Origin of the sequence: Micromonospora sp. NPDC003816, assembly GCF_042874705.1 — a bacterium.
Lineage (GTDB): Bacteria > Actinomycetota > Actinomycetes > Mycobacteriales > Micromonosporaceae > Micromonospora.
This window is the reverse complement of the sequence record NZ_JBIANP010000011.1, coordinates 23,517-49,259: the sequence shown is the minus strand read 5'-3', so window position 1 is coordinate 49,259 and position 25,743 is coordinate 23,517. Positions and strand designations below refer to the sequence as shown.

The 25,743-nt window shown below is 72.6% G+C and carries 21 protein-coding genes; 10 read left to right on the top strand and 11 right to left on the bottom strand.

The window, feature by feature from the left end; all coding sequences use genetic code 11:
* Positions 1-69: 69 nt before the first annotated feature.
* Complete coding sequence (gene eccD, locus ACFYTT_RS26095; RefSeq protein WP_387263016.1) at positions 70-1,467, top strand: type VII secretion integral membrane protein EccD; 1,398 nt, start codon at positions 70-72, stop codon at positions 1,465-1,467.
* 30 nt (positions 1,468-1,497) lie between these two features.
* Here eccD and ACFYTT_RS26090 read toward each other — a convergent pair whose 3' ends face one another.
* Positions 1,498-2,004, bottom strand: a complete 507-nt coding sequence (locus ACFYTT_RS26090) for an inorganic diphosphatase (protein ID WP_131055375.1) — start codon at positions 2,002-2,004, stop codon at positions 1,498-1,500.
* Between the two features lie 562 nt (positions 2,005-2,566).
* Between ACFYTT_RS26090 and dacB the strand changes: the two genes are divergently transcribed.
* From dacB to ACFYTT_RS26070, 4 genes are all read left to right on the top strand, one after another.
* A complete protein-coding gene (dacB, locus tag ACFYTT_RS26085) occupies positions 2,567-4,057 on the top strand; it encodes a D-alanyl-D-alanine carboxypeptidase/D-alanyl-D-alanine-endopeptidase (protein ID WP_387263158.1) in 1,491 nt (496 codons plus the stop codon).
* 66 nt (positions 4,058-4,123) lie between these two features.
* A complete protein-coding gene (locus tag ACFYTT_RS26080; protein WP_387263013.1) occupies positions 4,124-5,191 on the top strand; it encodes a zinc-dependent metalloprotease in 1,068 nt (355 codons plus the stop codon).
* Between the two features lie 2 nt (positions 5,192-5,193).
* Complete coding sequence (tilS, locus tag ACFYTT_RS26075; protein ID WP_387263010.1) at positions 5,194-6,222, top strand: tRNA lysidine(34) synthetase TilS; 1,029 nt, start codon at positions 5,194-5,196, stop codon at positions 6,220-6,222.
* Positions 6,219-7,853 carry a gamma-glutamyltransferase family protein gene (locus ACFYTT_RS26070; RefSeq protein WP_387263007.1) on the top strand — a complete coding sequence of 545 codons (1,635 nt, stop codon included), beginning with the start codon at positions 6,219-6,221 and terminating at the stop codon, positions 7,851-7,853. The genes tilS and ACFYTT_RS26070 overlap by 4 nt, the downstream gene beginning before the upstream one ends.
* On the opposite strand, the gene ACFYTT_RS26065 is transcribed toward ACFYTT_RS26070, so the two are convergent.
* Positions 7,850-8,809 (bottom strand): GlxA family transcriptional regulator, encoded by a 960-nt coding sequence (locus ACFYTT_RS26065; protein ID WP_387263004.1) that lies wholly within the window; start codon positions 8,807-8,809, stop codon positions 7,850-7,852. The genes ACFYTT_RS26070 and ACFYTT_RS26065 overlap by 4 nt on opposite strands.
* Positions 8,810-8,957: 148 nt before the next feature.
* Here ACFYTT_RS26065 and ACFYTT_RS26060 point away from each other — a divergent pair, with 148 nt between their 5' ends.
* The 4 genes from ACFYTT_RS26060 (at position 8,958) to folE (ending at position 12,840) form a co-directional block, all read left to right on the top strand.
* Positions 8,958-9,095 carry a hypothetical protein gene (locus ACFYTT_RS26060; protein WP_176095427.1) on the top strand — a complete coding sequence of 46 codons (138 nt, stop codon included), beginning with the start codon at positions 8,958-8,960 and terminating at the stop codon, positions 9,093-9,095.
* A gap of 99 nt (positions 9,096-9,194) precedes the next feature.
* A complete protein-coding gene (hpt, locus tag ACFYTT_RS26055; RefSeq protein ID WP_013736289.1) occupies positions 9,195-9,770 on the top strand; it encodes a hypoxanthine phosphoribosyltransferase in 576 nt (191 codons plus the stop codon).
* 341 nt (positions 9,771-10,111) lie between these two features.
* Positions 10,112-12,130 (top strand): ATP-dependent zinc metalloprotease FtsH, encoded by a 2,019-nt coding sequence (gene ftsH / locus ACFYTT_RS26050; RefSeq protein WP_131053127.1) that lies wholly within the window; start codon positions 10,112-10,114, stop codon positions 12,128-12,130.
* 92 nt (positions 12,131-12,222) lie between these two features.
* On the top strand, positions 12,223-12,840 hold the full coding sequence (gene folE / locus ACFYTT_RS26045) for a GTP cyclohydrolase I FolE (protein WP_131053128.1): 618 nt from the start codon (positions 12,223-12,225) through the stop codon (positions 12,838-12,840).
* Between the two features lie 51 nt (positions 12,841-12,891).
* Here the strand turns inward: folE and ACFYTT_RS26040 are convergent, their stop codons facing one another.
* Complete coding sequence (locus tag ACFYTT_RS26040; protein WP_387263000.1) at positions 12,892-13,527, bottom strand: hypothetical protein; 636 nt, start codon at positions 13,525-13,527, stop codon at positions 12,892-12,894.
* An 83-nt stretch (positions 13,528-13,610) separates the two neighbouring features.
* Complete coding sequence (locus tag ACFYTT_RS26035; protein ID WP_387262998.1) at positions 13,611-16,175, bottom strand: FtsK/SpoIIIE domain-containing protein; 2,565 nt, start codon at positions 16,173-16,175, stop codon at positions 13,611-13,613.
* Positions 16,176-16,363: 188 nt separating this feature from the next.
* Here ACFYTT_RS26035 and ACFYTT_RS26030 point away from each other — a divergent pair, with 188 nt between their 5' ends.
* Entirely contained in the window at positions 16,364-16,933 is a 570-nt protein-coding gene (locus ACFYTT_RS26030) for a hypothetical protein (protein WP_176095424.1), read from the top strand.
* 4 nt (positions 16,934-16,937) lie between these two features.
* Here the strand turns inward: ACFYTT_RS26030 and ACFYTT_RS26025 are convergent, their stop codons facing one another.
* The 7 genes from ACFYTT_RS26025 to ACFYTT_RS25995 form a co-directional block, all read right to left on the bottom strand.
* The gene (locus ACFYTT_RS26025; RefSeq protein WP_176095423.1) at positions 16,938-17,534 is read right to left on the bottom strand and encodes a hypothetical protein; all 597 of its coding nucleotides are present in this window, start codon (positions 17,532-17,534) and stop codon (positions 16,938-16,940) included.
* Positions 17,535-17,547: 13 nt separating this feature from the next.
* On the bottom strand, positions 17,548-18,717 hold the full coding sequence (locus ACFYTT_RS26020) for a M23 family metallopeptidase (protein WP_131053131.1): 1,170 nt from the start codon (positions 18,715-18,717) through the stop codon (positions 17,548-17,550).
* 156 nt (positions 18,718-18,873) lie between these two features.
* Positions 18,874-19,425 (bottom strand): hypothetical protein, encoded by a 552-nt coding sequence (locus ACFYTT_RS26015; protein ID WP_131053132.1) that lies wholly within the window; start codon positions 19,423-19,425, stop codon positions 18,874-18,876.
* Complete coding sequence (locus tag ACFYTT_RS26010) at positions 19,422-21,377, bottom strand: MFS transporter (protein ID WP_387262994.1); 1,956 nt, start codon at positions 21,375-21,377, stop codon at positions 19,422-19,424. The genes ACFYTT_RS26015 and ACFYTT_RS26010 overlap by 4 nt, the downstream gene beginning before the upstream one ends.
* A 1-nt stretch (position 21,378) precedes the next feature.
* On the bottom strand, positions 21,379-24,762 hold the full coding sequence (locus ACFYTT_RS26005; protein ID WP_387262991.1) for an ATP-binding protein: 3,384 nt from the start codon (positions 24,760-24,762) through the stop codon (positions 21,379-21,381).
* A gap of 109 nt (positions 24,763-24,871) precedes the next feature.
* A complete protein-coding gene (locus tag ACFYTT_RS26000; protein WP_093409867.1) occupies positions 24,872-25,234 on the bottom strand; it encodes a hypothetical protein in 363 nt (120 codons plus the stop codon).
* A gap of 13 nt (positions 25,235-25,247) precedes the next feature.
* Positions 25,248-25,565: a hypothetical protein gene (locus ACFYTT_RS25995; RefSeq protein WP_131054228.1), complete on the bottom strand. Its 318-nt coding sequence runs from the start codon at positions 25,563-25,565 to the stop codon at positions 25,248-25,250.
* Positions 25,566-25,743: the final 178 nt, after the last annotated feature.

Sequence of the window (25,743 nt, the reverse complement as noted above, 5' to 3'; positions counted from 1 at the left end):
CTGGCTCATGGTAGGTAAAGTCCTTCCGTCCGCGCAGGCCCGCACCCCGCTCGATAGGGAGATCAGTCGATGACGATCGGGCTGGCCCGGGTCACCGTCAGCTCGCCGCTGCGCCGGGTCGACGTGGCCCTGCCCGAGCAGGTCCCGCTCGTCGAGCTGCTGCCCGAGGTGCTCCGGCACGCCGGTGTCGGGCTCGCCGACGACGGTGAACGGCACGGCGGCTGGCTGCTGCGGCGGGCCGACGGCAGCATGCTCGCCACCGGGCAGGCGTTGCTCGCCCAGGGCGTCCGTGACGGTGAGGTGCTGCACCTGGTGCCGGGCCGTGCCGAGTGGCCCGAACCCGAGTACGACGACGTGGTGGAGGCCATCGCCGACGGCGCACGACGGCGGGGTGCCGCCTGGTCACCCGAGGCCACCCGGGTCGCCGCGCTGGCCGGTGCCGGAGTGCCGCTCGGCGTCGGCCTGGTCGCCCTGCTCGCCACCGGCCCCGTCGACCGGGCCGTGTGGCCGGTGGCGACCCTGCTCGCGGTCCTGCTGGTGCTCGCCGGCACGGTGTTCTCGCGGGCCCGGGGCGACGGCGCGGCCGGTGCCGTCCTCGGCGGGTACGCGCTGCCGTACGCCGCCGTGGCCGGTGCCCTCGCGGTCAGCTCGGGCGACCCGGTCGGGCCGCTCGGTCCGCTGCGCTGGGTCGGCGCGGAGGAGGCGCTGGCCGGGGCGGTGGCGCTGCTGCTGGTGTCGGTGCTCGGGCTGCTCGGCGTGGCCACCCGGCAACGGGTCTTCGTGGCCGGGGTGGCGGTCGGTGCGGTAGGCGTCCCGGCTGCCCTCGGCGACATGCTGCTCGGCCCGGCCGGCGCGACGGCCGTCCTGCTCTGCGTGCTGGCCTTCGCGATCGGTGCGGTCCCGCTGCTGGCGATCCGGCTGGGCCGGGTGCCGCTGCCGCCGACCACCCTGCCGACCGGTGCCGACCACGACCTGGACCAGGCCCGTGACCTGCCCGATCGCGGCCGGGTGTACGCGGCGGTGGCGCGCACCGAGGAGATGCTCACCGGGATGCTGATCGGGCACGCGGTGCTGGGCGGCGTGGCCGGTCTGGTCCTCGCCGTCACCGGCGGCGTCACCGGTCGGCTGCTGGTCGGGGTGACCTCGACGGTGTTCCTGCTGCGCGCCCGGCTCTTCGCGGCGGTACGCCACCGGGTGCCGCCGGTGCTCGCGGGTCTGGCCGGGTACGCGGCCCTCGGCACGGTGCTCGCCGTCGACCCCGCGACCGGACCACTGATCCTGGCGGTCGGCGGTGTGCTGGTCGGCCTCGCGGTCGCGGCGGCCGGCACCGGTCACGCCCACCGGCCGGTCTCGCCGTACGTCGGGCGGCTCGCCGACCTCACCGACACCGCTCTGGTGATCTCCGTGGTGCCGATCGCCTGCGCGGTGCTCGGACTCTACGAACGGGCCCGGGGACTGCTCGGCTGAGCGGTCCGGCGGGCCCGTCGCGAGGCCGCGTCAGTGGATGGTCTCGCCACGCTCCTCGGCGTCCTTGGCCCGCTGGTAGGAGATCAGGATCTCGGCCTCGGCCTCGGTACGCCCCACCCAGGTCGCGCCCTCGACCGACTTGCCCGGCTCCAGGTCCTTGTAGACCTCGAAGAAGTGCTGGATCTCCAGCCGGTCGAACTCGCCGAGGTGGTGGATGTCGCGCAGGTGCTCCTGCCGGGGGTCCTCGTACGGCACGCAGAGGACCTTGTCGTCGCCGCCCTTCTCGTCCGTCATCCGGAACATGCCGATGGTGCGGCACCGGATCAGGCAGCCGGGGAAGGTGGGCTCGGGCACCAGCACCAGGGCGTCCAGGGGGTCGCCGTCCGCGCCGAGGGTGCCCTCGATGAAGCCGTAGTCGGCCGGGTACTGCGTGGAGGTGAAGAGCGTGCGGTCCAGCCGGATCCGGCCGGTCACGTGGTCCACCTCGTACTTGTTGCGGTGACCCTTGGGGATCTCAACCGTGACGTCGAAATCCATTCGCACGCTCCCTCGTTCGCCCACGCTGGCCTGACGGAACCGGCGACCAGCCCGGACGGGCGATTGCCCGCCCACCGAGTCCGGCCGCCGCATAGTCTTCGGACCGAAGTAGTGTCACCCAGGCCGGTTTCCGGTGGGGGAGGAGGGGGTCGTGGGGAGGGAAGATTCACACTACCGTCCGGAGGGTGCCGCCGAGGGCGGTCCCGCGACACCGCCGGTCACACCGGCGACCGGGCGTGTGGTGGTACCCGACGCGCACCTGCTCCGGACACCGTCACCGACATCCGCCGACTCCGCTCCGACGAGCCCGGCTCCCGGCCCGACCCCGCCCGCCACCGGCACCGCGTCCGTACCGCCGGGCACTGCCTCGGTGTCACCTGTGCCGCCCGGCAGCGCGTCCGTGCCGTCCGGCACCGCGTCCGTGCCGTCCGGCACCGCGTCCGTGCCGTCCGGCACCGCGTCCGGGCGGGTGAGCGTCCCGGGCGGTTCCGGGGCGGTCCCGGCCGCAGCGGCGTCCGGTGCCGCCGACGCGCCGGCCGGTCCGCAGGCGGACCCCGGCGCGGTGCCGCCGGGCCCACCCGGGAACACCGCCGCGCCCGCCGACCAGGGGCCGCCTCCCGCGCCACCGTCCGCCGTCCGCCGCCGACTGCCGCTGGTGCTCGCCGCCGTGCTGGCGCTCGTGCTGGTCGGCGTGGGCGTGGCCGTGGTACGCCCCGGACCGGTCGGTCAGTGGCTGGGCGAGGACCCCGACACCTCGACGGTCGCCGGCTCACCGGAGCCCGCGCCGGTCGCGGTGCTGGCTGCCGCCGACGTCGGCGCGCCCGTGCCCAGCGCCGACGGGATGGGTGCGGTGCTCGACCCGCTGATCGGTGACCCCGCGCTCGGTGACCGGGTCCACCTCGCCGTGGCCGACGCCCTGACCGGGCAGTTGCTCTTCGACCGGGGCGGTGCCGAGGCCACCGTGCCGGCCTCGGTGACGAAGTTGCTGACCGCGGTCACCGTGCTGACCGCCCGGGGCCCCGGCTACCGGATCCCGACCCGGGTGGTGGCCGGCGCCCAGCCCGGTGAGGTGGTCGTCGTCGGTGGCGGGGATCCCACCCTGACCGCCGGTGCCAAGGGTTTCTACACCGGTGCCGCGAGCCTGGAGAATCTCGCCGAGCAGGTGCGTACCGCCCTGGGCGGCACCCCGCCGACCCGCGTCGTGGTCGACTCCTCGCTGTATCCCGGGCCGGTCTTCGGGCCGGGCTGGGACGACGACATCCCCACCGGCGGCTACGGCGGCGCGATCACCGCGCTGATGCTCGACGGCGCCCGCAAGGACCCCAAGGCGGGGCGGAGCTGGGCCGAGCGGGTACCCGAACCCGACCTCACCGCCGGACGGGCCTTCGCCAGGCTGCTCGGCGTACCGGCCGGTGCGGTGAGCAAGGGCACCGCCCCGGTGGCCCCGGTCGACGCGACCGGCGGCACCGAGCCCGGCGCGGAGCTGGGCGTGGTGCACTCGCCACCGCTGATCCGCCTGGTCGACGTCATGATCAGCGAGAGCGACAACATCGTGGCCGAGGCACTGGCCCGTCAGGTCGCGCTGGCCCGCGGCCAGCCCGCGTCGTTCGCCGGTGCCGCCACGGCGATGGCCGAGATGGTGCCCGAACTCGGCCTGCCGGTGGACGGGTTGACGCTCGCCGACGGCAGCGGCCTGTCCCGGAAGAACCTGATCAGCCCCGCGCTGCTGACCGAGCTGCTGGCGCTCGCGGCCGGTCCGGACCGGCCCGAACTCGGCGGCATCTTCGGTGGGCTGCCGGTCGGCGGCTGGTCCGGCACGCTGCGCGACCGCTACGGTTCGGCACCGGGCACGGACGCCGGTATGGGGGTAGTCCGCGCCAAGACGGGCACGCTGACCCGGGTGCACGCGATCGCCGGTGTGGTGACCACCGTCGAGGGACGGTTGCTCACCTTCGCGGTGCTCACCGACCAGGTGTCGCCGGACGGCATGGAACCCGCCCGGGTGGCGCTGGACCGGATCGCCTCGGCGCTCGCCACCTGCGGTTGCCGCTGACCAGGACGGCCGGTGCGCCCGGCGCGATCCGGGGACGGGTGTCGCGGCGCGGGTACGGTGGGTGGCATGGCGCAGTTCGTGGACTGGGATCTGGCCGCCGCTACTGCGGGGGCGCTGGGCAAGTCGGGCCCCCGGGTGTCGTACGCCGAGGCCACCGAGGTGGTCGCCGAGCTGCGCCGGTTGACCGACGAGGCGGCCGGGCACGTGGCCGACTACACCGGGTTGACGTCGCAGGTGGCCCATCCGCCGGTGCGGGTGGTCGACCGGCGCGACTGGGCGGCGACCAACATCGCCGGCCTGCGCGAGGTGATCACTCCGCTCGTCGGCCGGCTCGCTGAGGACAAGCAGCCCGGCGCGTTCACCGAGGCGATCGGGTCGCGGGTCACCGGGGTCCAGGCGGGAACCGTGCTGGCGTACCTGTCCGGTCGGGTGCTCGGCCAGTACGAGGTCTTCTCCGCCGATCCGGGTCAGCTCCTGCTCGTCGCGCCGAACATCGTCGAGGTGGAGCGGAAGCTGGGCGCCGAGCCGCGTGACTTCCGGCTCTGGGTGTGCCTGCACGAGGTGACCCACCGGACGCAGTTCACCGCGGTGCCGTGGATGCGCGGGTACTTCCTGGGTGAGGTGCAGGCCTTCGTGGACGCCTCGCAGGGGGGTGAGCACCTCGCCGAGCGGCTGCGCCGGGGCGTGGGCACGCTCGCCGACGTGGTCCGTAACCCGGAGAGCCGGTCCAGCGTGCTGGACATCGTGCAGACCCCGGGGCAGCGCGCCGTGCTGGACCGGCTGACCGCGCTGATGACGCTGCTGGAAGGGCACGCCGAGTTCGTGATGGACGGCGTCGGGCCGCAGGTCATCCCGAGTGTCGAGCGGATCCGGGCCGGGTTCGACCGGCGCCGGGAGGCCGGCAACCCGGTGGAGAAGGCGGTCCGCCGCCTGATCGGCCTCGACGTCAAACTGCGGCAGTACGCGGAGGGCCGCACGTTCGTCCACGCGGTGGTGGACCGGGTCGGGATGGCCGGCTTCAACCGGATCTTCGAGTCGCCGCTGACCCTGCCCCGCCTCTCCGAGCTGAGCGAACCGGACGCCTGGGTGGCCCGGGTGCACGGTCCGGTCGGGCCGAAGCCCCCCGCCGACTGAGCATGGCCCCACTCGCCCCGGCGGTCGCCGCGATCCGGGTCGCGGTCCGTCGTGCGCTGGCCGACCTGACGGGGCCCGGACCGGTGCTGGTGGCCTGCTCCGGCGGAGCCGACTCGCTCGCCCTGGCCGCCGCCGCCGTGTTCGTGGCGCCCCGGACGGATCGAGCCGCCGGACTGGTCACCGTCGACCACGGGTTGCAGCCCGGATCCGCCGAGCGGGCCGAGTCGGTCGCGGACTGGGCACGGCAGAACGGGCTGGCGCCGGTGGAGGTGGTCCGGGTGGAGGTCGCCGGCCGGCCCGGTGGCCCCGAGGCCGCCGCCCGCCAGGCGCGCTACCAGGCGCTGGTCGAGGTCGCCGGTCGGTACCGGGCGGCGGCGGTGCTCACCGGACACACCCGGGACGACCAGGCGGAGACGGTCCTGCTCGCGCTGGCCCGGGGTGCCGGGCCGCGTGGGCTGGCCGGGATGCCGGCGTACCGGGAACTGGCCGGGGTGCCGCTGCTCCGGCCGCTGCTGGAGACCGGTCGGGAACAGACCCGGGCGGCGTGCGCGGCGCTGGGCCTGACCCCGTGGGAGGACCCGCACAACACCGACCCCGCCTACGCCCGGTCCCGGGTACGGGCCGACGTGCTGCCCGCGCTGGTCGGGGCGCTCGGCCCGGCGGTGGTGGACAACCTCGCCCGGACCGCGCGGCTGGTCGCGGCGGACAACGCGGTGCTGGACGGGTTGGCCGTCGAGGCGCTGACCGCCGCCCGGCACCCGGACGGCGGGCTGACCGTCAAGGCGCTGGCCGACCTCGCTCCCGCGCTGCGGGGCCGGGTGCTCCGCGCCTGGGCGCACGAGCTGGGCGCGTCGCCGGCCGCCCTGTCGCACCGGCACGTCGCCGCGCTGGACACGTTGATCACCGCCTGGCGCGGGCAGGGCGCGGCGTACCTGCCCGGCGGATTGCGGGTCCGTCGGCATCGTGACCGCCTGCTGCCCGCAGACCCGACCGCCGCGCTCCCGACGGACGACGGCGAGGTCGACACGTGACGTACCCCCGCAGCCCGCTGTACGCCCCGCACGGCGCGGTGGCCACCAGCCATCCGCTGGCCACCGCGGCCGGGTTGGCGGTGCTGCGCCGAGGCGGCAACGCGGTCGACGCCGCCCTGGCCACCGCGATCACCCAGACCGTGGTGCAGCCGCCGTCGAACGACATCGGCGGTGACCTGTTCGCCATCGTCTGGGACGGCCAGCGGCTGCACGGGCTGAACGCCTCCGGTCGGTCACCGGCCGCGCTGACCCGGGACGTGGTGCTGGCCGCCACCGACGGCCGGGGTGCCGAGCCCACCGACGCGCTGGGCGGGGCACAGGCCAGGGGACCGGCGATGCCGGCCCGTGGCTGGCTGCCGGTGACCGTGCCGGGCGTACCGGCCGGCTGGCGTGACCTGCACGACCGGTTCGGCTCGCTGCCCTTCGCCGACCTGTTCACCGACGCCGTCGGGTACGCCGAGCACGGTCACCCGGTCTCCACCGGCACCGCCACGGCCTGGGCCCGGGCGGTGGCCGGACACGCCGGTTCCACCGGCCCGGAGTACGCCGAGTTCGCCCGGGTCTTCGCCCCGGACGGGCGGGCACCCCGCCCCGGCGAACGGTGGCGCAACCCGGGCGCCGCCCGGACCCTGCGGCTGATCGCGCGCAGCGGGGCCGAGGAGTTCTACCGGGGACGGATCGCGGCGGCCCTGGCCGACCACGCGGCCCGGACCGGCGGGCTGCTCACCGGCGACGATCTGGCGGGGCACGCCTCCACCTGGGTCGACCCGGTGTCGGTCGGCTACCGGGACCACGAGGTGTGGGAGCTGCCGCCGAACGGGCAGGGCGTGGCCGCCCTGATCGCCCTGGGCGTCCTCCACGGGCTCGACCCGGCCGACCCGGCGTGGCGGCACCGGCAGATCGAGGCGGTCAAGCTCGGCTTCGCCGACGCGCACGCCCACGTCACCGACGCGGACCGGATGCGGCTGCCGGTCCAGGCGCTGCTCACTCCCGAGCACCTGGCGGCCCGCCGGTCCTCGATCAGCGGACACGCCGCCGATCCGGCCGTCGGGGTCCCGGAGCGCGGCGGAACGGTGTACCTCTGCGCGGCCGACGCCGACGGCATGATGGTGAGCCTGATCCAGTCCACCTACCTGGCCTTCGGCTCGCACGTGGTGCTGCCCGGACACGGCTTCGCCCTGCAGAACCGAGGTCTCGGCTTCCGCCTCGACCCCGACCACCCGAACGTGGTGGGCCCGGCGAAGCGGCCGTACCACACCATCATCCCCGGATTTCTGACCCGCGACGGTGCGCCGGTCGGGCCGTTCGGGGTGATGGGTGGGCACATGCAGCCCCAGGGACACGTGCAGCTGATGTCGTCGACCGTGGACGCCGGTCTCGACCCGCAGGCGGCGCTGGACGCCCCGCGTTGGTACTGGCACGCCGGCCGGTCCCTGCTGGTGGAGGAGCACCTGGCGGCCGGGCCGGGAGGGCCGGAACTCGTCGCCGACCTGCGCGCCCGGGGTCACCGGGTCACCGTCGCGGACGATCCGGGCGTCTTCGGGTACGGCCAGGCGATCTGGCGTCGCCCCGACGGCGGCTACGTCGCCGGCTCGGAGTCCCGGGTCGACGGCGCCGCCGGCGGTTTCTAGCCCGCCGGGGCGCGGTCGCGGAACGTGGTGCGGTAGGTGTGCGGGGTGGCGCCGACCCGGCGGGTGAAGTGGTGCCGCAGGGCGGCGGCGTCCCCGAAGCCGGCCTGCTCGGCGACTGCCTCCACCGACAGCCCGGTGTCCTCCAACAGTCGACGGGCCAGCAGCACCCGCTGGCCGGTCAGCCAGTCGTGCGGGGTCGTGCCGGTCTCCGCGCGGAACCGGCGGGCGAAGGTCCGGGGCGCCATGCCCGCGCGGGCGGCCAACTCGTCGACGGTGAACTGCTGGTCGAGCCGTTCCATCAGCCACTCCAGCACCGGTTCCAGGGTGGGTGCCTCCGGTGCCTTCGGGATCGGCGCCTCGATGTACTGCGCCTGGCCGCCGTCGCGGTGCGGCGGCACCACCATCCGTCGGGCCAGCCGGGTGGCGACGGCCGAGCCGTGCTCCTGGCGTACCAGGTGCAGGCAGGCGTCGATGCCGGCGGCGGTGCCGGCGCTGGTGAGCAGCCGGCCGTCCTGCACGTAGAGCGAGTTGCAGCGGACCCGCGCACTCGGATTGCGGCGCTGCAACTCGTCGACGTGCCGCCAGTGCGTGGTGCACTCCCGGCCGTCGAGCAGCCCGGCCTCACCCAGCAGGTACGCCCCGGTGCAGACGCTGAACAGGTGTGCCCCCCGGTCGGCGGCCCGCCGCAGCGCCTCGCGCACCTCGGCGGGCGCTTCGGTGCCGTGGTGCGCCGGCACGGCCACCAGGTCGGCCCGGTCGATCGCGTCGAGGTCGGCGGTGGGCACCAGGCCGAAACCCGCGGTAGTACGCACCGGTGCGCCCTGCGGGCTGCACAGGTCGAACCGGTAGCCGGGCAGGCCGTCGGCGGTGCGGTCGGTGCCGAAGACCTCGGCGAGCACGCCGACTTCGAACGGGGCGACGCCGTCCAGGGTGAGTACCGCGACCGAGCGGAGCATGTGACGAGGGTAACCCGGGAGGTGGCAGAAAATCGAGGATGAGTGGCATTCCTGCCACTGTCCGGCGATCGGCGGTACCCGCAGACTGGTGTCAGCCCGGTGCACCGGCGGCGAGATCACCAGAAACCAGATGAAAGCGAGCGCCGCCATGGGACTTCTCTTCTTCCTCGTGTTCTTCCTGCTCCTCGCTCTGCTCTCGGCCGTCGGGCTGACCGCGGACAGCCGTGACTCGGCCGACTGGAAGCCGTCCGACGGTGGCCACCGCTGGCGGTCCCACCCGTACTGATGCGGTTCGTGCCCTTCGTCGGAAAGATCCGGGCCGGGGTCGCCCCGAAAGAGGCGGCCCCGCCGACGGCGAACCCGGGGCGTACGGCAGGCTAGGGCCATGGCTGACGGCTCCTGGTACGACGCCGACATCGACCACGTGATCATTTCGGAGGCGCAGATCCGCGAGAAGACCGCGGAACTGGCCAAGCAGGTCTCCGCGGACTACGCCCACGTCACCGACGGGCTGCTGCTCGTCTGCGTACTCAAGGGCGCGGTCATGTTCATGGCCGACTTCGCCCGGGCGCTGGGCCGCCAGGGCCCCCCCGCCGAGCTGGACTTCATGGCCATCTCCTCCTACGGCCAGGGCACCACCTCCTCCGGGGTGGTCCGGATCCTCAAGGACCTCGACCGGGACATCGCCGGCCGGCACGTCGTCGTCGTGGAGGACATCGTCGACTCCGGCCTGACCCTGTCCTGGCTGCTGCGCTACCTGGAGTCCCGGTCGGCGGCGAGCGTCGAGGTGGTCGCGCTGTTCCGCAAGCCGGACGCGGTCAAGGTGACGGTGCCGGTGAAGTACGTCGGCTTCGACATCCCGACCGAGTTCGTCGTCGGGTACGGCCTGGACTTCGGTGAGCGATACCGCGAGCTGCCGTACGTCGGCGTGCTCAAGCCGGAGGTGTACGCCCGCTCCTGACCTCGGTTCCGGCCGGGACGGCACCGAGGTCCGATGCCGCCGGTCCGGTCGACGTTCAGCCGACTTTCAGCTGGTCGGGCTACCGTGGACTCCGGTGACGGTGGAATCCGCTCTCCGTCACGCCGGTCGACATCCGGTTCGCCGTACGCGTAAGTGCTGGGCTCGCCAGCTCAGATCGGTCGCGTACGGTGTACCGTCGAATGACCGTGGTGCGACAATTCGCGCCCCGGGGTCGAGGCCGGCCCGCACGGCGGCTCCGGCAGCCGCCCAAGCGGCGACACCCACAGTCGGTCAGGACGTCGATCAGGAGGATGCGGGCGTCTCGGCGCTCGACATACAGCATGGAACGTACGCGTTTCTTCCGCCGACCGGTGTTCTGGGTCATCCTGGTCATCCTCGGCGCCGTCGTGCTCAGTCAGCTGTTCACCGGTGGACCCAGCTACCACCGCGTGGACACCTCAGTCGCGCTCGACCAGCTCAACAAGGGCGGTATCGAGAAGGTCGTCTTCCAGGACAAGGAACAGACGATCCAGCTGGACCTGGCCGAAGAGGCCGAGTTCGGCGAGACGAAGACCAAGCTGATCGAGGCCCAGTTCCCGTACGAGGTCGGCAACGAGGTCTGGAACCAGGTCCTCGACGCCAAGGCCAACAACCGGGTCACCGGGCCGGCCGACACCGAGGTGTCGTCCGACAGCATCTGGGTCAGCCTGCTGGTCAACCTGCTCCCCATCGTGCTGCTCGTGTTGCTGCTGCTGTTCTTCATGTCGCAGATGCAGGGCGGCGGCTCCCGGGTGCTCAACTTCGGCAAGTCCAAGGCGAAGATGATCACCAAGGACACCCCGAAGACGACCTTCGCGGACGTCGCGGGCTCCGAGGAGGCCGTCGAGGAACTGCACGAAATCAAGGACTTCCTGCAGAACCCGGCGAAATACCAGGCGCTCGGGGCCAAGATCCCGAAGGGCGTACTCCTCTTCGGGCCGCCCGGAACCGGTAAGACGCTGCTCGCCCGGGCGGTCGCCGGTGAGGCGGGGGTGCCGTTCTACTCGATCTCCGGCTCCGACTTCGTGGAGATGTTCGTCGGCGTCGGCGCCAGCCGGGTCCGCGACCTGTTCGAGCAGGCCAAGGCCAACGCCCCCGCGATCGTCTTCGTCGACGAGATCGACGCCGTCGGTCGCCACCGTGGCGCCGGCATGGGCGGCGGGCACGACGAGCGTGAGCAGACCCTGAACCAGCTCCTCGTCGAGATGGACGGCTTCGACGTCAAGGGCGGCGTCATCCTGATCGCCGCCACCAACCGGCCGGACATCCTCGACCCCGCGCTGCTGCGTCCGGGCCGGTTCGACCGGCAGATCCCGGTCGACGCCCCCGACATGGAGGGCCGCAAGGCCATCCTGCGGGTGCACGCCAAGGGCAAGCCCTTCACGCCCGACGTCGACCTCGACTCGGTGGCCAAGAGGACGCCGGGCTTCAGCGGCGCCGACCTGGCCAACGTGATCAACGAGGCGGCCCTGCTGACCGCCCGCAAGGACCAGCGGGCGATCAGCAACGAGTCGCTGGAGGAGTCGATCGACCGGGTGATCGCCGGCCCGCAGCGCCGGACCCGGGTGATGGGCGACCAGGAGAAGAAGATCACCGCGTACCACGAGGGTGGTCACGCACTGGTCGCCTGGGCCCTGCCGCACGCCGCGCCGGTGCACAAGGTGACGATCCTGTCGCGCGGTCGCTCGCTGGGGCACACGCTGGTGCTGCCCACCGAGGACAAGTACACCCAGACCCGTGCCGAGATGATCGACACCCTGGCGTACGCGCTGGGCGGCCGGGCCGCCGAGGAACTCGTCTTCCACGAGCCCACCACCGGTGCCGGCAACGACATCGAGAAGGCCACCGCACTGGCCCGGGCGATGATCACGCAGTACGGCATGAGCTCCAAGCTCGGTGCGATCAAGTACGGCACCAGCGGGGACGAGCCGTTCCTCGGTCGCAACATGGGCCACGAGCGGGACTACTCCGACTCCGTCGCCGCCGAGATCGACGGCGAGATGCGGGCGCTGATCGAACTGGCCCACGACGAGGCCTGGGAGATCCTGGTCGAGTACCGGGACGTCCTGGACAACATCGTGCTCGAGCTGATGGAGAAGGAAACCCTCTCCACCGCCGACATGGCCCGGATCTGTTCCCGGGTGGTGAAGCGTCCGCCGATGGCGCCGTACAACGGCTTCGGCAAACGGCAGCCCTCCACCGAGCCGCCCGTGCTCACCCCGGCCGAGAAGGACGCGCTCAAGGTGCAGGCCGAGGCCGACGGCGCCCAGGCCACCACGGTCGGTGGCGTCAGCTCGAACAACTCGGACGGCCCGCACTGAGCACCGACGACACGGCGGCCGGTCCCCAGCAACGGGGATCGGCCGCCTCCGCAACCGAGCCCGACATCGACGATCTCGACGACCTCGACTACATCGCCGCCCGGCTGGTCAACGGCCGGCTCACCGGCCGCCCGGTCGAGGACACCATGGACCTCGGCCGGATCGAGAAGGCGGTCCGCGAGATCCTCATCGCGGTCGGCGAGGACCCGGACCGCGACGGCCTCCAGCAGACCCCGGCGCGGGTCGCCCGGGCGTACGCCGAACTCTTCGCCGGCCTGCGGGTGGACCCGGCCACGGTGCTCACCACCACCTTCGAGGCCAACCACGAGGAACTCGTGCTGGTCCGGGACATCGACGTGATGAGCCTCTGTGAGCACCACCTGCTGCCGTTCCGGGGCAGCGCGCACATCGGCTACATCCCCGGGCCCGACGGTCGGATCACCGGCCTGTCCAAACTGGCCCGGCTGGTCGAGGTCTTCGCACGACGCCCGCAGGTGCAGGAGCGACTCACCTCCCAGATCGCCGACCTGCTGATGGAGCGGCTGGCGCCACGGGGCGTGGTGGTCGTGCTGGAGTGCGAACACATGTGCATGGCAATGCGCGGCATCCAGAAGTCGGGCGCCAAGACGATCACCTCGGCGGTGCGCGGCACCCTGCAACGGGACGCCAAGTCCCGCGCCGAGGCGATGGCGCTGATCATCCCGCGCTGAGCGGCTCGACCGGGACGCCCCACCACGGGGACCGCGCCCGGCCCGGGCCGCTCAGGCGGCCAGCATCGCCAGGACGATCCCGGCGGTAGTCAGCACCGCCGGGACCAGGCAGGTCAACGCACCGAACCGGAACGTCCGGTCCACCCGTTCGCCCGGCCGGGACGGGAAGAGCCGCCCCACCGCCAGCCACCCCACCCCGAACGCCACCGCCGGTGCCGGCAGGCCGACCACCAGCGTCAACACCGTCACCGCGTCGCTCCCGGCGACCAGGTACGCCACGATCTGGAGCAGCGGCACCAACAATGCCAACGGCCCGTACACCAGCAGGTTGCGCGGTCGGGCCGGCCAGTGGGCCGCGCCCGGCAGGCCCCGGGCCGCGAGCACGTCGTCCGCACCGTGCGCCCAGCGGTTCGCCTCCCGCAACGCGGCCAGCACCGCGCCCGACCCACCGGTCATCGTGCGGGTCGCCTCGGTCAGCTCCGGCGGCGCGGGCACCAGCGACATCGGCGGTACGCCCGCCTCCCGCAGTTGGGCCTCCTGCGGCGCCAACCGGGTACGCACCGCCGCCAACTCCTCGCGGGCCGCCTGGACCGTCCGCGCCTGCTCGCTCGCGGCGGTCGCCGCGTCCCGGCGTACCCCGTCGAGCTGACGGGTCGCGGCCAGATAGTCGGCCCACGCCACAGCCACCGGGTCAGAGGAACCGGACGGCGACGTCCCACCGGTCCGCTGCCGCACCGGCCCGGCGGCCGTGACCGACGATCCGCTTCCCGTCACGCCGCCTCCCCGTCCACGTCATCCGGCACGTCGTACGGCACCAGCACCAGTCCGTGCTCGACCGGGCCGTCCCAGAGGACCACCCGCCCGGGCCGGGGCCGCCATTCCACCGGCCGACCGAACACCGGCGTGAGCTGCGCCCCCGGCACACCCGCCACCGCCACCGCGCTCAGCTTGTCGACCGTCTCCTCCGGGCCCAGCAGCGCCGCGAACGACGGCACCGTGCGCCACCAGCCGAGCAGATGCTGCCCCGCCGGCGGGCCGTCCCGCAGCAGCATCCGCAGCCGCTCCGGGGGTAACTGCTCCGGCGGCGCCACGTCCAGCCCGAACACCACCAGGTAGGCGGGCTGCCCGGCGTCGACGACCGCGAGCAGCCCGGCCAGGTCCACCGTCTCCACCGGATGCCGCTGCGCCAACTCCCGCGCCAGATCCTCCGCCGACGACCGCGACTCGGAGTCCGGTACGGCGATCACGAAGCGTGCCGTCCCCGGCGGGTGGTGCGCCGCCGTGCTCCGAGCGGCTGTGGCCAGCAGCCGGGTCGCCTCCGGTCGCGGCCCGAGAACGGCGAGGTTGCGTCCGGCGACCGGACCGAGCGACACGGCCACCGTGCTCCGTGCCACGTCCACCGCCCGCCCGAGCAGCGCCGCCGGCGCCAGCGCCTGCCCGGACTCGGCGGACCGGTGTCGTGGATCGTTGCGCAACGAGGGGTACGCGTACCCGGCGAAGACCACCGGCGGGACGCTCCCCTCCGGACGCGCCTGCCAGAGACGGTGCCGTAGGCCCTCCACGACGGCCGGTTCGTCCTGCGGATCGGGGAACCGGACCATCCGCTCGTGACCCCGGATCGCGCCACGCGGGCCACCGAGACCCCCGGCGGTGTTCACCACGGCACTGCCCACCGGCAGCCCGGCCGCCGAGTCGTTGGTCGGCTCCAGCACCGGCCCGCCCCCCGGCAGCGCCACCCGCACCGGGAACTGACCGAGCAGCGAATCCCGCTGTCCACCGTCGCGTACGCCCAACCCCAGGTCACCCTCACCGGACAACACCAGATGCACCCCGTACGCCCGGCCCGCCCTGGTCAACGAGTCCAACCGGGCCACCACGTCGGCGGCCAACCGGTCCCGCTCGGCGAAGAGCAGCGGCAGGTTCTCCACCACGCAGACCACCCGGGGCAGCCGGCGGTATCGCCGCAGCTCGGCGAAGCGTTGACCGCCCGCGCGGGCCGCCGCCTCGGACCGCCGCTGCACCTCCGCCGCCAACTGCTCCAGCAGGTCCAGCACGTACTCGCGGTCGGCGGCCATCGCCGCAGCGCGAACCTGGGGAATCCAGGACCGGTCCCGCTCGGTCTGCAGGAACTCCGCGAAGGACTCGCCGGCACCGAGGTCGACCAGGTACAGCTCCAGCTCCTCCGGGCCGTACCGGGCGGCGAGACCCAGCAACGCCGTGGTCAGGAACGTGGCCCGGCAGACCCGGGACCGGCCGCTGACCAGCCAGTGTGGCGTCAACTCGGTGAAGCCGAGGAGCACCGGACGCCCACCCGCGTCCCCGACCGTGGTGCTCAGCCCGTCGGTCGCGTCCGCCTGCCACCACTCGTCGGTGTCCGGCGGCAGCAGGCCCGACAGGGAGAGTCGGGTGCCGGCCTCGATCTGGGCGGCGATTCGACGGCAGACGGAGTCGACCAGCTCGGCCGGTGGATCCGGCTCGACGAACACCGGCGAGTTCAAGCCACCCGGCGAGCCCGTGCCCGCGCTGGCGAAAGGCGCCCCGGGAGGATCGCCCAGCAGCGCGTACGCGGTGCGGACCGAGAGTGCCGTGGCCCGGGGCAGCGGATCCCGCCCGGCCGCCGGCCACCCGGCCACCACCAGGTGCAGCCCGGCGGCAGGTCCCTGCTCGGCAAGCGCCTCGATCCGCGTCAGGTCGGTCGCCTCGATCTCGTCCGGGAGAGTGGCGACCACCAGCACCATCGAGCGGTCGTGCCGGCGGGTACCCGAGGCCCCCGGCGCCACCCACCGCTCCGCCTCGGTCAACACCGTCCGCAGGCCGTCGGTGTCCGTGGCCGGGGGCGAGAGCACCCCGGCGTCGCCGAGCGCCCCGAACGGCCCGAGTACCCCACCCGTCGCGTCCACCGCCCGGACCAGCAGCGCCCCCGCCGGTGTCGCCGCCACCAACCGCAGGAGTACGGCCCGCAGCAGCCCGGCCACCCGGGGATCGTGCGCGTCGACGTCGACGGCCAGATGCCCGGTGCCGACGAGCGGGACCAGCGCGGGGAAACGGGCGTCGTCCAGCGGCGCGGCGGTACCCACCCGGACGAAGGGCGGTGGCCCCTCCCCGGCGGGACAGGTCGGCGCGACCGCGTCCAGCGCGGTACCGGCCCAGCCGGGCGCGAGAACCTGAGCGGCGCCCCGTAGTCGCTCGGCGAGCGCGTACTGCCGACGCTGATCAGCGGGAGCGGGACGGGTCTCGTCGAGGACGGCAGCCGCCGCCGTGACCGTCGCGGCGGCTCGGCGGTGCAGCGCGGCGGCGCGGAGCGTCCGTGCCTTCGGACCGCCCACCGCGTCCACCTCCTCCGCCCGAGGTCGGCACCACGTCCCGGGCAGAGACGACGGTATCCCAGTCGCGGCTCCTTCTCGGGGATGCGTGGCGCCACAGCGCCGGTGTTGTCGTGGATCTCACCGGTCGCCAGTGGTCCGTCACGATCTGCTGAATCTGGGGCATTGGGTCCACAGCGTCCAGCCGATAGCCTCAGGGGGTGGAATCAGTGCCGCCCCCCGCCGGTTCCCAGGTCTCCCGCGTACCGGCGCAACGGACCCCGCCGCAGGAGGATCTGGCGCCGCCCTCGACCGCGCCGGCGCCACCCCAGCCTCGGCGGCGGCTGCGGAAGGTCCTGATGGTGATCACCGGAGCGGTGGCGGCGCTCTGCCTGGCGGGTGGGATCACCGGCTTCGTCCTGTACGACCGCGCCACCGCCCCCGACCGCAGTACACCTGCGGCGGTAGTAGATAACTATCTTCGTGCGTTTCTGGTCGATGAGAACGATATTCGTGCTGATCTCTTCACTTGCCAAGGTGCTACGAATCTGGAGCAGGTTCGCGACCTTAGAAGCGACCTGAGTGCTCGTGAGGAGCGGTTCGGGATCACGTTGTTGGTCAGCTGGGAAGGGCTTCAGGTCAATAGGGACGGCAACAACGCCGAGGTTCGTGTTGATGTCACCTTCTCCGCACAGGTTGATGGCCTTCGGCAAACTGATCGCCAGTCGTGGAAATTCACGACACAACTACGCGATGATTGGCGTGTTTGCTCTGGTGTGACGGAAGGCTGAGACCTTACTCGACCCACAGCAGGTGTACGGGAACCTCCAGTGTGGTCGGTGACTGACCGCGCCAGGCCCAGCGATACCACTCCAACTCGGGTGTGACCCGTACGCAGATGTCGCCCTCGGCACCGGAGTAGGTCTCGGTGACCGCGCGCAGGTCGCGGTGCTCGACGCCGTCGACCATGTGCACGACGCGCCGGCCGGTGACCGCATCCGCCTCGAAGACCGGGGTGGGTGCCCGGTGGGCGGGTGCGTCCAGTGAGACGAGCCGCAGCCCGCTCTCCTCGACGGGGGTGGTCCGTGGTGAGCTCACCGTCTCGACCCAGACCCGCTCGACCGGCACCAGTGGTGCGAAGACCTCCACCTGTTCGGACTCGGCGCGGTACCACTCGTGTTCGGGAATGACCGGCACGAAGGTGCGGCTGTTCTGCACCACCCGCTCGTCGGCCCGCAGGTCGGTGCGCCACCCGAGGCCGGGGAGCCCGACCAGGACCCGTTGGCCGCGCAGGTCGACGCGGCTGGTGGCGGGCACGATCTCGATCGGGCGGGGTGGTCGTGGCGCCCAGTCCGGCTGGTCGGCGAAGGGGTCGGGAAGGGGTCCTGTCATGACGGCGGGTGTCTCACCCCGCGCCCTTGAGCGGTGCGCCCTTGGCGCGCATGAAGGGCACCGGGTCGATGGCACCCCGGCTGCTGCGGTCTCCGTCGACGTGCACCTCGAAGTGCAGGTGCGGCCCGGAGGAGTTGCCGCTGCTGCCCACCTCGCCGATCACCTCACCGGCCTGCACGGTGTCACCCACCTGGACGCGGGGACGACTGACCAGGTGACAGTATCGGGTGATGACATCCTGGGCGTGCAGCACGTCCACGAACCAGCCGCAGCCGCCCTTGTTCGGCCAACCGTCCACGTTGCAGCTGAGTCGCCCGCGCGAGTCCGGGTCACAGCGGGAAACGATGACCCGGCCGGTGGCCGCGACTCTGATCAGGGTGCCCTTCGGCGCGGCGATGTCCACCCCGTTGTGCCCGGGGCGGCTGGCCGTCTGGAAGCCGGAGCCCACGCCGCCGGGGATGGGCGCGGTCCAGCCGGAGGCGGCGATATCACCCGACGCGGCCGCGTCGCAGACCTGTTGGCCGGCGATCAGCGCCGTCCGGGCGGCACCACCGGCGAGCGCGTCGACGATGCGTGAGGCGAGTTCCTCGTGCTTCGCGTACGCGTCGGGAAAGGCGCTGATCTGGACCCGCTGGGCGGCCACGGTCAGCGGCAGCTTCTCCCAGTCGGGTACGTCCACGAGCTTCTCGTAGAACTTGCGGGACGCGTACGCCGGATTCATCCGCTGCCGGACCGACCCCCACGAGGCGCGCTGCTGGAACAGGCCGACCGAGTCATGGTCGGCGCCGACGCCCTCGTTGGGGATGTCGTTTGACTCGGCGACGGTGCGGTTGGCCAGGTTGAGCAGCCGCGACTCCTGCATCGCGGTCGCCACGGCGACCACCCAGCCCCGCGCCGGCACCTTCATGTCCTGGCCGACCTTGATGATTGCTGCGGCGTTGCGCATCTGCCGTTCCCCGTAATCGGAGAACCGGGGCATCTTGCCCGTGACGTCGACCGTGAAGTCCCCGGTGCACTCCATGCTGACCGGATCGATCTGCTCGGCGGACTCGCCACCCAACTCGGTGAGGAAGAAGGCACCGGCCCCACCAGTGCAGCACAGTAAGGCGAGCGCGGCGGTGAGCGCCGCAGCGAGTGCGCCCACCCGCACCGGCTGCCGACGAGGACTGCTCTCGCTGCTCATGACCGCACTCCGCTTCGCTTCGTGCCGTCATGAGGCACCACCGCACTGCGATGATGATTCGCTCGCTGCCGCTCGCTCATGACTGCACTCCGCTTCGCTTCGTGCCGTCATGAGGCACCACCGCACTGCGATGATGATTCGCTCGCTGCCGCTCGCTCATGCGCGCTCCCAGTCCACGGCGTCCACCAACCATCGTCCGTCCGGCGCTACCAACTCGAGTCGGAGTCGCCCCGTGTCGAGCGTGACCAGCGCCTCCACGAAGGTCTCCCCTCGAGCGCGCACGGTCACCTCGGTCGGCTTTCCCGTGGGCACGCCGGCGGGATCCGCGCCGGCGAGCTTGTCGAGAAGAGCCGGAGTGGCGAACGGGCGCAACTCCTGACGCCACTGCTCCGCAGATTGGCCCGGTTGCCCCAGCCAGGCAGTCGTGAAGCGTTCCGCGATCCGCTCCGGTGTGGGCTCGCCGGGGCGGGTGACCGGCGACGGCGTCGTGGTCGTCGAGATCGCACCGTCGTCGCCGGTGGTCGGGTGCACCGTGGTGATCGGTGCCGGAGGGCGATTGCTCAACCCGGTGGAGTCGTCCGGACCGGAGATCACCCGGGCCGCCCCGACCACGCCGAGCACCAGGACGGCGATGCCGAGCGCGACGCCGAGCCGGGACCGCAACAACCTGGTGAAGACGAACTCGATGGCACGTCGCACGACACTCACCGGGCCTCGGAGCGAACCCGCGGCGTCACCTTCTCGGGCGCGCGCTCGGCTGAGCCCGGACGGTAGATGGCGAAGGACGGGTTCTCCTCGGGTACGTCCGGCGCCGTCCAGGAGGCGGGCTGACGACGGCGCGGTCGCGGCGCGGAGGGCCGGCCCTCGGGGCGCGGTTCGTCTGCCGGGGGAGGCGTGCCCTTCGGCTCACGACCGTCCGGGCGTTGCGGAGCATCCGGACGCTGCGGTGCCGCCGAACCTCCGGTGGGAACCGGATCCGGACGGGCCTCCGGACGTACCTTCGGCTGTTCCGGCACCAGGCCTCGGCGCCGTCCCATGCCGGGTTCCGTGGTCCCACCGGGCTCCGCCACATCGAGCCGGGCGGCGGTACGCATGTCCCGGAAGAACCGTCGGTGCCAGGAGCCGGCGGAACTGACCGCCGCACTGCTGTCCTTGCCGCCCAGTTGGGTGATCCGCCGGTAGGGGCGCAGCAGCAGCCAGCCGACCACTCCGCACAGCCAGACCAGGACCACCTGCAGCCAGCCCGGCAGCGTGGCGGTGCTCATGATGAGGTCGACGGCGAAGAGATAGATGGCGGCACCGGTGCCGAAGATCGCGATGTTGAAGAGGGCCGCCACCACCGCGTTGCCGAGCCGTCGTAGCCCGGCGCTGGCCGGTCGGAGCAGACCGATCGTGCCCAGGATCGGCGCGGCGATGACCGCCCACCGGAAGATCAGGAAGCCGAGCAGGACGAGCAGCGACGCGGTCAGGTCGAACATCGCGAAGAGCAGGGCGGCCAGTACGGCGATGAAACCCGCACCGACCCGGTCCATGTCCCGGACGCCCTGTAGGTACTCGAACGCCTCCGGGTCCTCCCGCTCGATCTGCGCCGCGACGGTCATCCACTGCTGCTTCTTGGCAGCGATGGTGGCATCGCGGGTCTCAGGACTCGTGCGGATCTTCTCAGCCTCGCCCCAGGTCAGCGACTTGGCGTCGTAGAGAGCGGCACCGTACTTGCGCGCGGTCTCGCTGTCGGCCGAACCCAGCACGCCACGTAACCAGTTGCGGTAGAGCATCGCCTCGGCGGCGGTGTCACTCGCCCGTACCGCGGGTGGACGCTTGTCCGTGCAGGCATCCGGGTTGGGCATTACACACCGGTCGGCCGGCACGTCCTTGGACGCCGGGCCGACGGCGTCGTGTACGACACCGAGTGTGGAGACGAGGGCACCGTCGGCGAGGTTGGCGGACTTGACCGGCCAGGCGGCCAACGCGGTCACCGCGATCATTACCACCAGTGCCCACCCCGCCGTGGTCATGGCGGTGCTCATGTCGGACTGGCGGGACCGCCAGAGCAGGTAGAGCCCCACGACACAGAGCGTGACGATGCCGAAGACGCTGAACACCTTCTGGTAGATCGCCTTGGTCGCCTGGTCCACCAGGGGGTCGGCCCAGCCCCACATCGTCCCTGGTTCCCAGGCGCGCTCGCGCAGGGCGTTCGAGGCGCCGATGATCGCCGTTGCCATCATGAACTCGCCGTTGGCGACGGTGTTGGTGAACTTGTAGTCCGGGTGAAGCAGTGTGGTGGCGCAGCCGGACTCGACCTTGTAGGTGCTGTAGCTGTAACCGGCGTAGCCGTAGTCGGTGTAATACCCCTTGGGGCCGGGGAGCTTGGAGGCATCGGGGCGGGAGGCGAACCAGCCGGCCATGCCGGAGTCCGGTGCGGTCGGGGTCGGGGGGTTCAGGCAGGTGGCCTCCGACTCCGCGACCTGCTGGAGCTTGGCGACGCAGGCCCGGAAGTCGACCTGCCACTCCTGCACCGTGCAGAGGTCGGTGGGTGCCTGGTACGCGACCGGGGCGGCGTACGCGGGTGTGGCGGTGAGCCCGGGCCAACTGATCGTGGCCACGGCGAGGACGCCGAGTGCCAGGAGGAACGCCGTGATCCTTGCCCGGGCCCTCGCCATGTCACGCCTCCATGTCAGGCAGGACGGTAGGTAACACCCCTGCGGCGGCGGCGATGGCGGCGGGGGTGGTGTCGAGGTGACTCAGCAGTCCGTCCACGTAGGAGACGTCGACGCGGACCTTCTGCACCCGGCCGTCCACGTCGCGCATGACGAACTCACGGAAGCCGAGCCGGTGGGCGGAGGTCGCGTCGGCGGTGGAGAGTGAGGCGAGGGTCGCCTCGTACCCGTCGTCCACCGGGACGCGCAGCAGCCGGAGCGCCTCGGAGGCGATCTCGGCGTCCTCGGCGATCCGGCCGACGAAGACGGTGGAGACGAGGTTCTGCACGTCGAGGCCGAGGATGTCTTTTGGATTCTGAGAGGCGACCAGCGCGGCGAGGTTCCACTTGCGGGAGTCGCGGGCGAGCCGGACCAGGAAGGACCGGCCGGAGCGCCACCCTTCCATGAAGTGTGCCTCGTCCAGGCCCACGAGCTTGCGGGACGACATCGAGCCGCCGTAGCAGCGGCGTACCGCCAGTCGGTGCGCGGTGTGCAGCATCGGCAGCGCCAACGCCTCCTCGGCCGACCAGTACTCGCGTTCGATCTTGAGGTCGGGCAGCCGCAGGCCGGCCATGGTGATCACGGTGAGTGCCGCGTCCGCCCCGAGCAGCCCCTCCGGCGGCCGGCCGAAGAAGAGCATGGCCAGCGGCATCTCGGCGGTGTCCAGCAGCAGGTTGGCCAGTTCCCGGCCGGCGTCGTCGTCGAGCTGCCCGAGGCAGGTGACCACGTCGTCCAGCGTCGAGGTCTCCTCGGCGGGCACCTGGCGTACGGCGTGCCGGAACAGGGTGGCGGTGGACGCCTCGCGGGCCACCTGCGGCGGCACCAGCATCATGCAGATGTCCTGCACCAGCATCCGACGCTCGGCCCGGGCGTTGGAGACCGCGATCTCGAACTCGCGGTCGCCGGACGCACCGCTGCTGAACTCGCTGCGCAGCGGCGTCGGGATCAGCGAGTAGGGCGCGAGGGTGCCGTGCTCGGAGCCGGTCAGGTTGAGCACCCGAGAGTACGGGCGCAGCTCCGGCATCGCGCAGAGCCGGGCCAGCGGGCCGGACGGGTCGAGCAGCGTGACCTGCACACCGCGTCGTGCGGCGAGGTAGCCCAGGGCACCGAGCAGGGTCGACTTGCCACCGCCCGGCTCGGCCACGAAGACCGCGAGCCCGGAGCGTTCGCGGACCTCCATCGGGAAGTGCAGGTCGAGGAAGACCGGCCGGCGGCAGGTGCCCGCGGTACGCCCGATCAGGTCGCCCCGGCGGTCGCCGACCGTCGACGCGGCCTGGGGCAGCGCCGCCGCCAGGAGGTGGACCGGCATCCGTCGGACGTACCCGGTGTTGGCGATCGGCTCGCCGGGGATGAACTCGCGGGCCAGCCAGTCCTGGTTCTTCGGGTGCTGGAGGGAGACGCGCAGCTCGCGCGAGTAGAGCTGGATCAGCCGCCGGGCCCGCTCCAGGCACTCCTCCCGGGTACGCCCACCGACGGCGAGTCGGTGCCAGCCGTGCGCCCGGGCGGAGTCGACCGGCAGCCCGGTGGTCATCTCGTCACCGATCACCAGGGCGCGCTTGGCCAGGCGTTCCAGCTCGGGCGGGGCGTCGATGCCGTGCTCGGCGTAGTCGAGCTGCTGCGACCGGATCATCCGGAGCCGGTGCTCCAGGTTCCGGAAGGAGTCGCCGGAACCGAGGATGTCGACCCGGGTGGAGAGCTCCATGGGCCACGGCAGCCGCTCGTGGAAGTGCAGCCAGGGCTCGTGGCGTTCGGGAATCTCCAGCGGCTCCATCCGGCCGACGGCGAGCACCGCCACGTGCCGTTCCTCGCCGGTCATCCGGTTGACCAGCTTTACCGTCGAACCGTACGGGGTGCGGTAGCGCTCGACCTGCTCGGTGAGGGCCAGCAGGTCACCGCGTTCCCAGCGCCCGTCGGTGATGGGCGAGAGGGCACCGGGCGGCGCCATGCAGAGCGCCACCGAGCGGTACAGCAGCCATTCCAGCTCCTGCGAGGTGACCCGGCGGCCACGCATGCCGAACGCGCCCAGGACCTCGTCGAACTGTTCGACGGTGCGTCCGAGCTTGCGGCGTTCGCCTTCGGCCACGCCTCGACCGAAGGTGCGCAGCACCCGTTCGGTGAGCGAGTCGCCGAGCGAGCGACGCGCGAAGGTGACGCCGAGGTAGGTCTGCCCCTCGGCGTGGTTGACCGAGAGCAGGTGCCGCTGCGCCGCGACCAGGTGATCGGCCCAGCCAGGGGTGCCGGGGACGTCCGGCAACGGGGAGGCGGTGTTTCCGTCGATGGTGCGGGCCCACTCGTCGGCCGGGAAGGGCCGGCTGGTGCGCCGCAGGTGCAGCCGGAATCCGGCCAGGCCGGCGTACTGCTCGGAGATGGCCGAGAGCAGCGCTTCCCGCTCCGCGTCCGGCCGGAACGCCCAGCGCACCTCGGGTAGCCAGTACCAGGCGGTGACCGTGTTGGGGGTGAAGGTCAGGTGACCGGCGATCTCGGTGATGGCCAGTTCGACCGCCGGGTCCCGGTCGCCGAACTTGATCTTCGGCGCGCGGACGCGGGCCGGTTTCACCGGACGGTCCCGCCGCTCCACGGAGCGTTGCCGGGGTGCGGCGGTCGTCCGGGCGGCGGGTGCCGGCGTCCGGCGCGACGGCGGGGCGGGCTCGGCCGGGGGGGCCTCGTCGGCCGGCCGACGGTCGTCGCGGTCCGGCCGGGGATCGCGCTGCGGACGATCGTCGCGGGGCGGGCGCTCGTCGACGCCGGGTCGCGCGGACCGCTCGGCCCGGGTCGGCTGGTCGTCGACGGGCGGGCGGGCGTTCGGGAGCCGGTCGGGGGCCGGTGCCGGCGGCCGTGCCGGAGGTGGAGGCGGCGGCACGGCGGGTGCGGTGACCACGGGGGGCTCGACGGCCGGTCGGGCTACGGCGGGGGCCGGGCCGGTGGCCTGCGCGGGCAGGTGCGGTGTGGCCGGCCGCTGGGTCACCGGCGTCGGCGGTACGACCGGTGGGGGTGGCGGGGGCAGTGCCTGTTGCGGCACGCTCCGCCCGGAAAGGGCGTTGCCGCGCTGGGCGGAACCCGGCCGGGCGTAGGTGCCGCCGAACAGGTCCAGGAAGGGCGAGTCGATGTCGGCCCCGTCGCGGGGTGCCGGGGGTGGCGGCGCGGGTTCCGCCGCCACCGACAGGCGCTGCGGTGGGCGGGGAGCCTGGAAGACGCCGACGCCACCGTGGCCGGGGGTGGTGGCGAGCGCCGGATCGAGGTCGGCCTCGTCGAGCTCACCGGCCTGCGGGTAGTCGAATGATCGCGCACGGTTACCGTGTGGTGCGGCCGGACGCCCGGCCGGGGAACCCGGCGTGGGGGAGGGGCTCATGCGACCGCCCTGCCCGCGTCCGTGGTGGCCGTCGGGAGGCCGTGTGTCGTCTCGGCGGCACCGGGACGGCCCGGCAACCTGTGGGACGGCCGGTACGGCGTGCAGCCGGTCATGCGAGTTCCTCCCGGATCCTGATCCTGCTGCCGACCAGGCGCGGATCGCGCTGCTCGGCGGCCGGCTCCCGGGTGCGTCGCCAGTCGGTCAGCGCGGTACGGATCACCATGCGCGCCGGCCGATCCGGGTCGACGTACCGGAAGACGAACGAGGTGGTCACGATGGCGAGGGCGATCTCCCAGGCGGGGAAGAGCTCGACCTGCAACGTGAACAACCAGTGGATGAACATGTAGAGGGGAACGAGCAGCATGAACAGCCCGTACTGGGCGTACGGCAGGTGGACCGGAAGGGTGTAGCCGGGCGGCCCGAGGTAGACCAGGCGGGCCCGGTAGATGTCGTCGTCGGTGCGCAGCCGCATGTCGAGCCCGCGCCTATTCGAAGATCAGGTTGATCAGGAAGTCGCCGATGAAGAAGAGGGTGGCGGCTCCGGCGATGAAGGCCAGCCCGACGATCGCGATGGCGGAGCTGGTCAACACCTTGGAGATCTCGCCCCGGCTGGCACGGCCGATGAAGATGACACCCAGGACGGCGAGCAGGATCGGCGCGATCTTGCTGGCGAAGAAGGTGACGACGCCTTCGGTGTTGATCCCGGTCGGCTCGTCGGCAGCGAGCGGGATCGACGACGCCACAGTGGAGAGCAGGTGGGCGGCGTTGCTCGACGCCGCTTCCATCAGCTCGATGGCGATCACTGGAACCTCCCCAAGTCGCGGCCGGCGGTGCCGCGGTGGTGCAGTAGGCAAGCCTTGCGGGATGGGCGCTCGGTCGGCACAGCGCCCGAGACCCTGTGTGTGTCACTCGCCACGGAAAGTGGCGATTTTTGGGCGAATTACCCCGCTTCGGCCCTCCTCTTCACGCCTCGCCATCTCG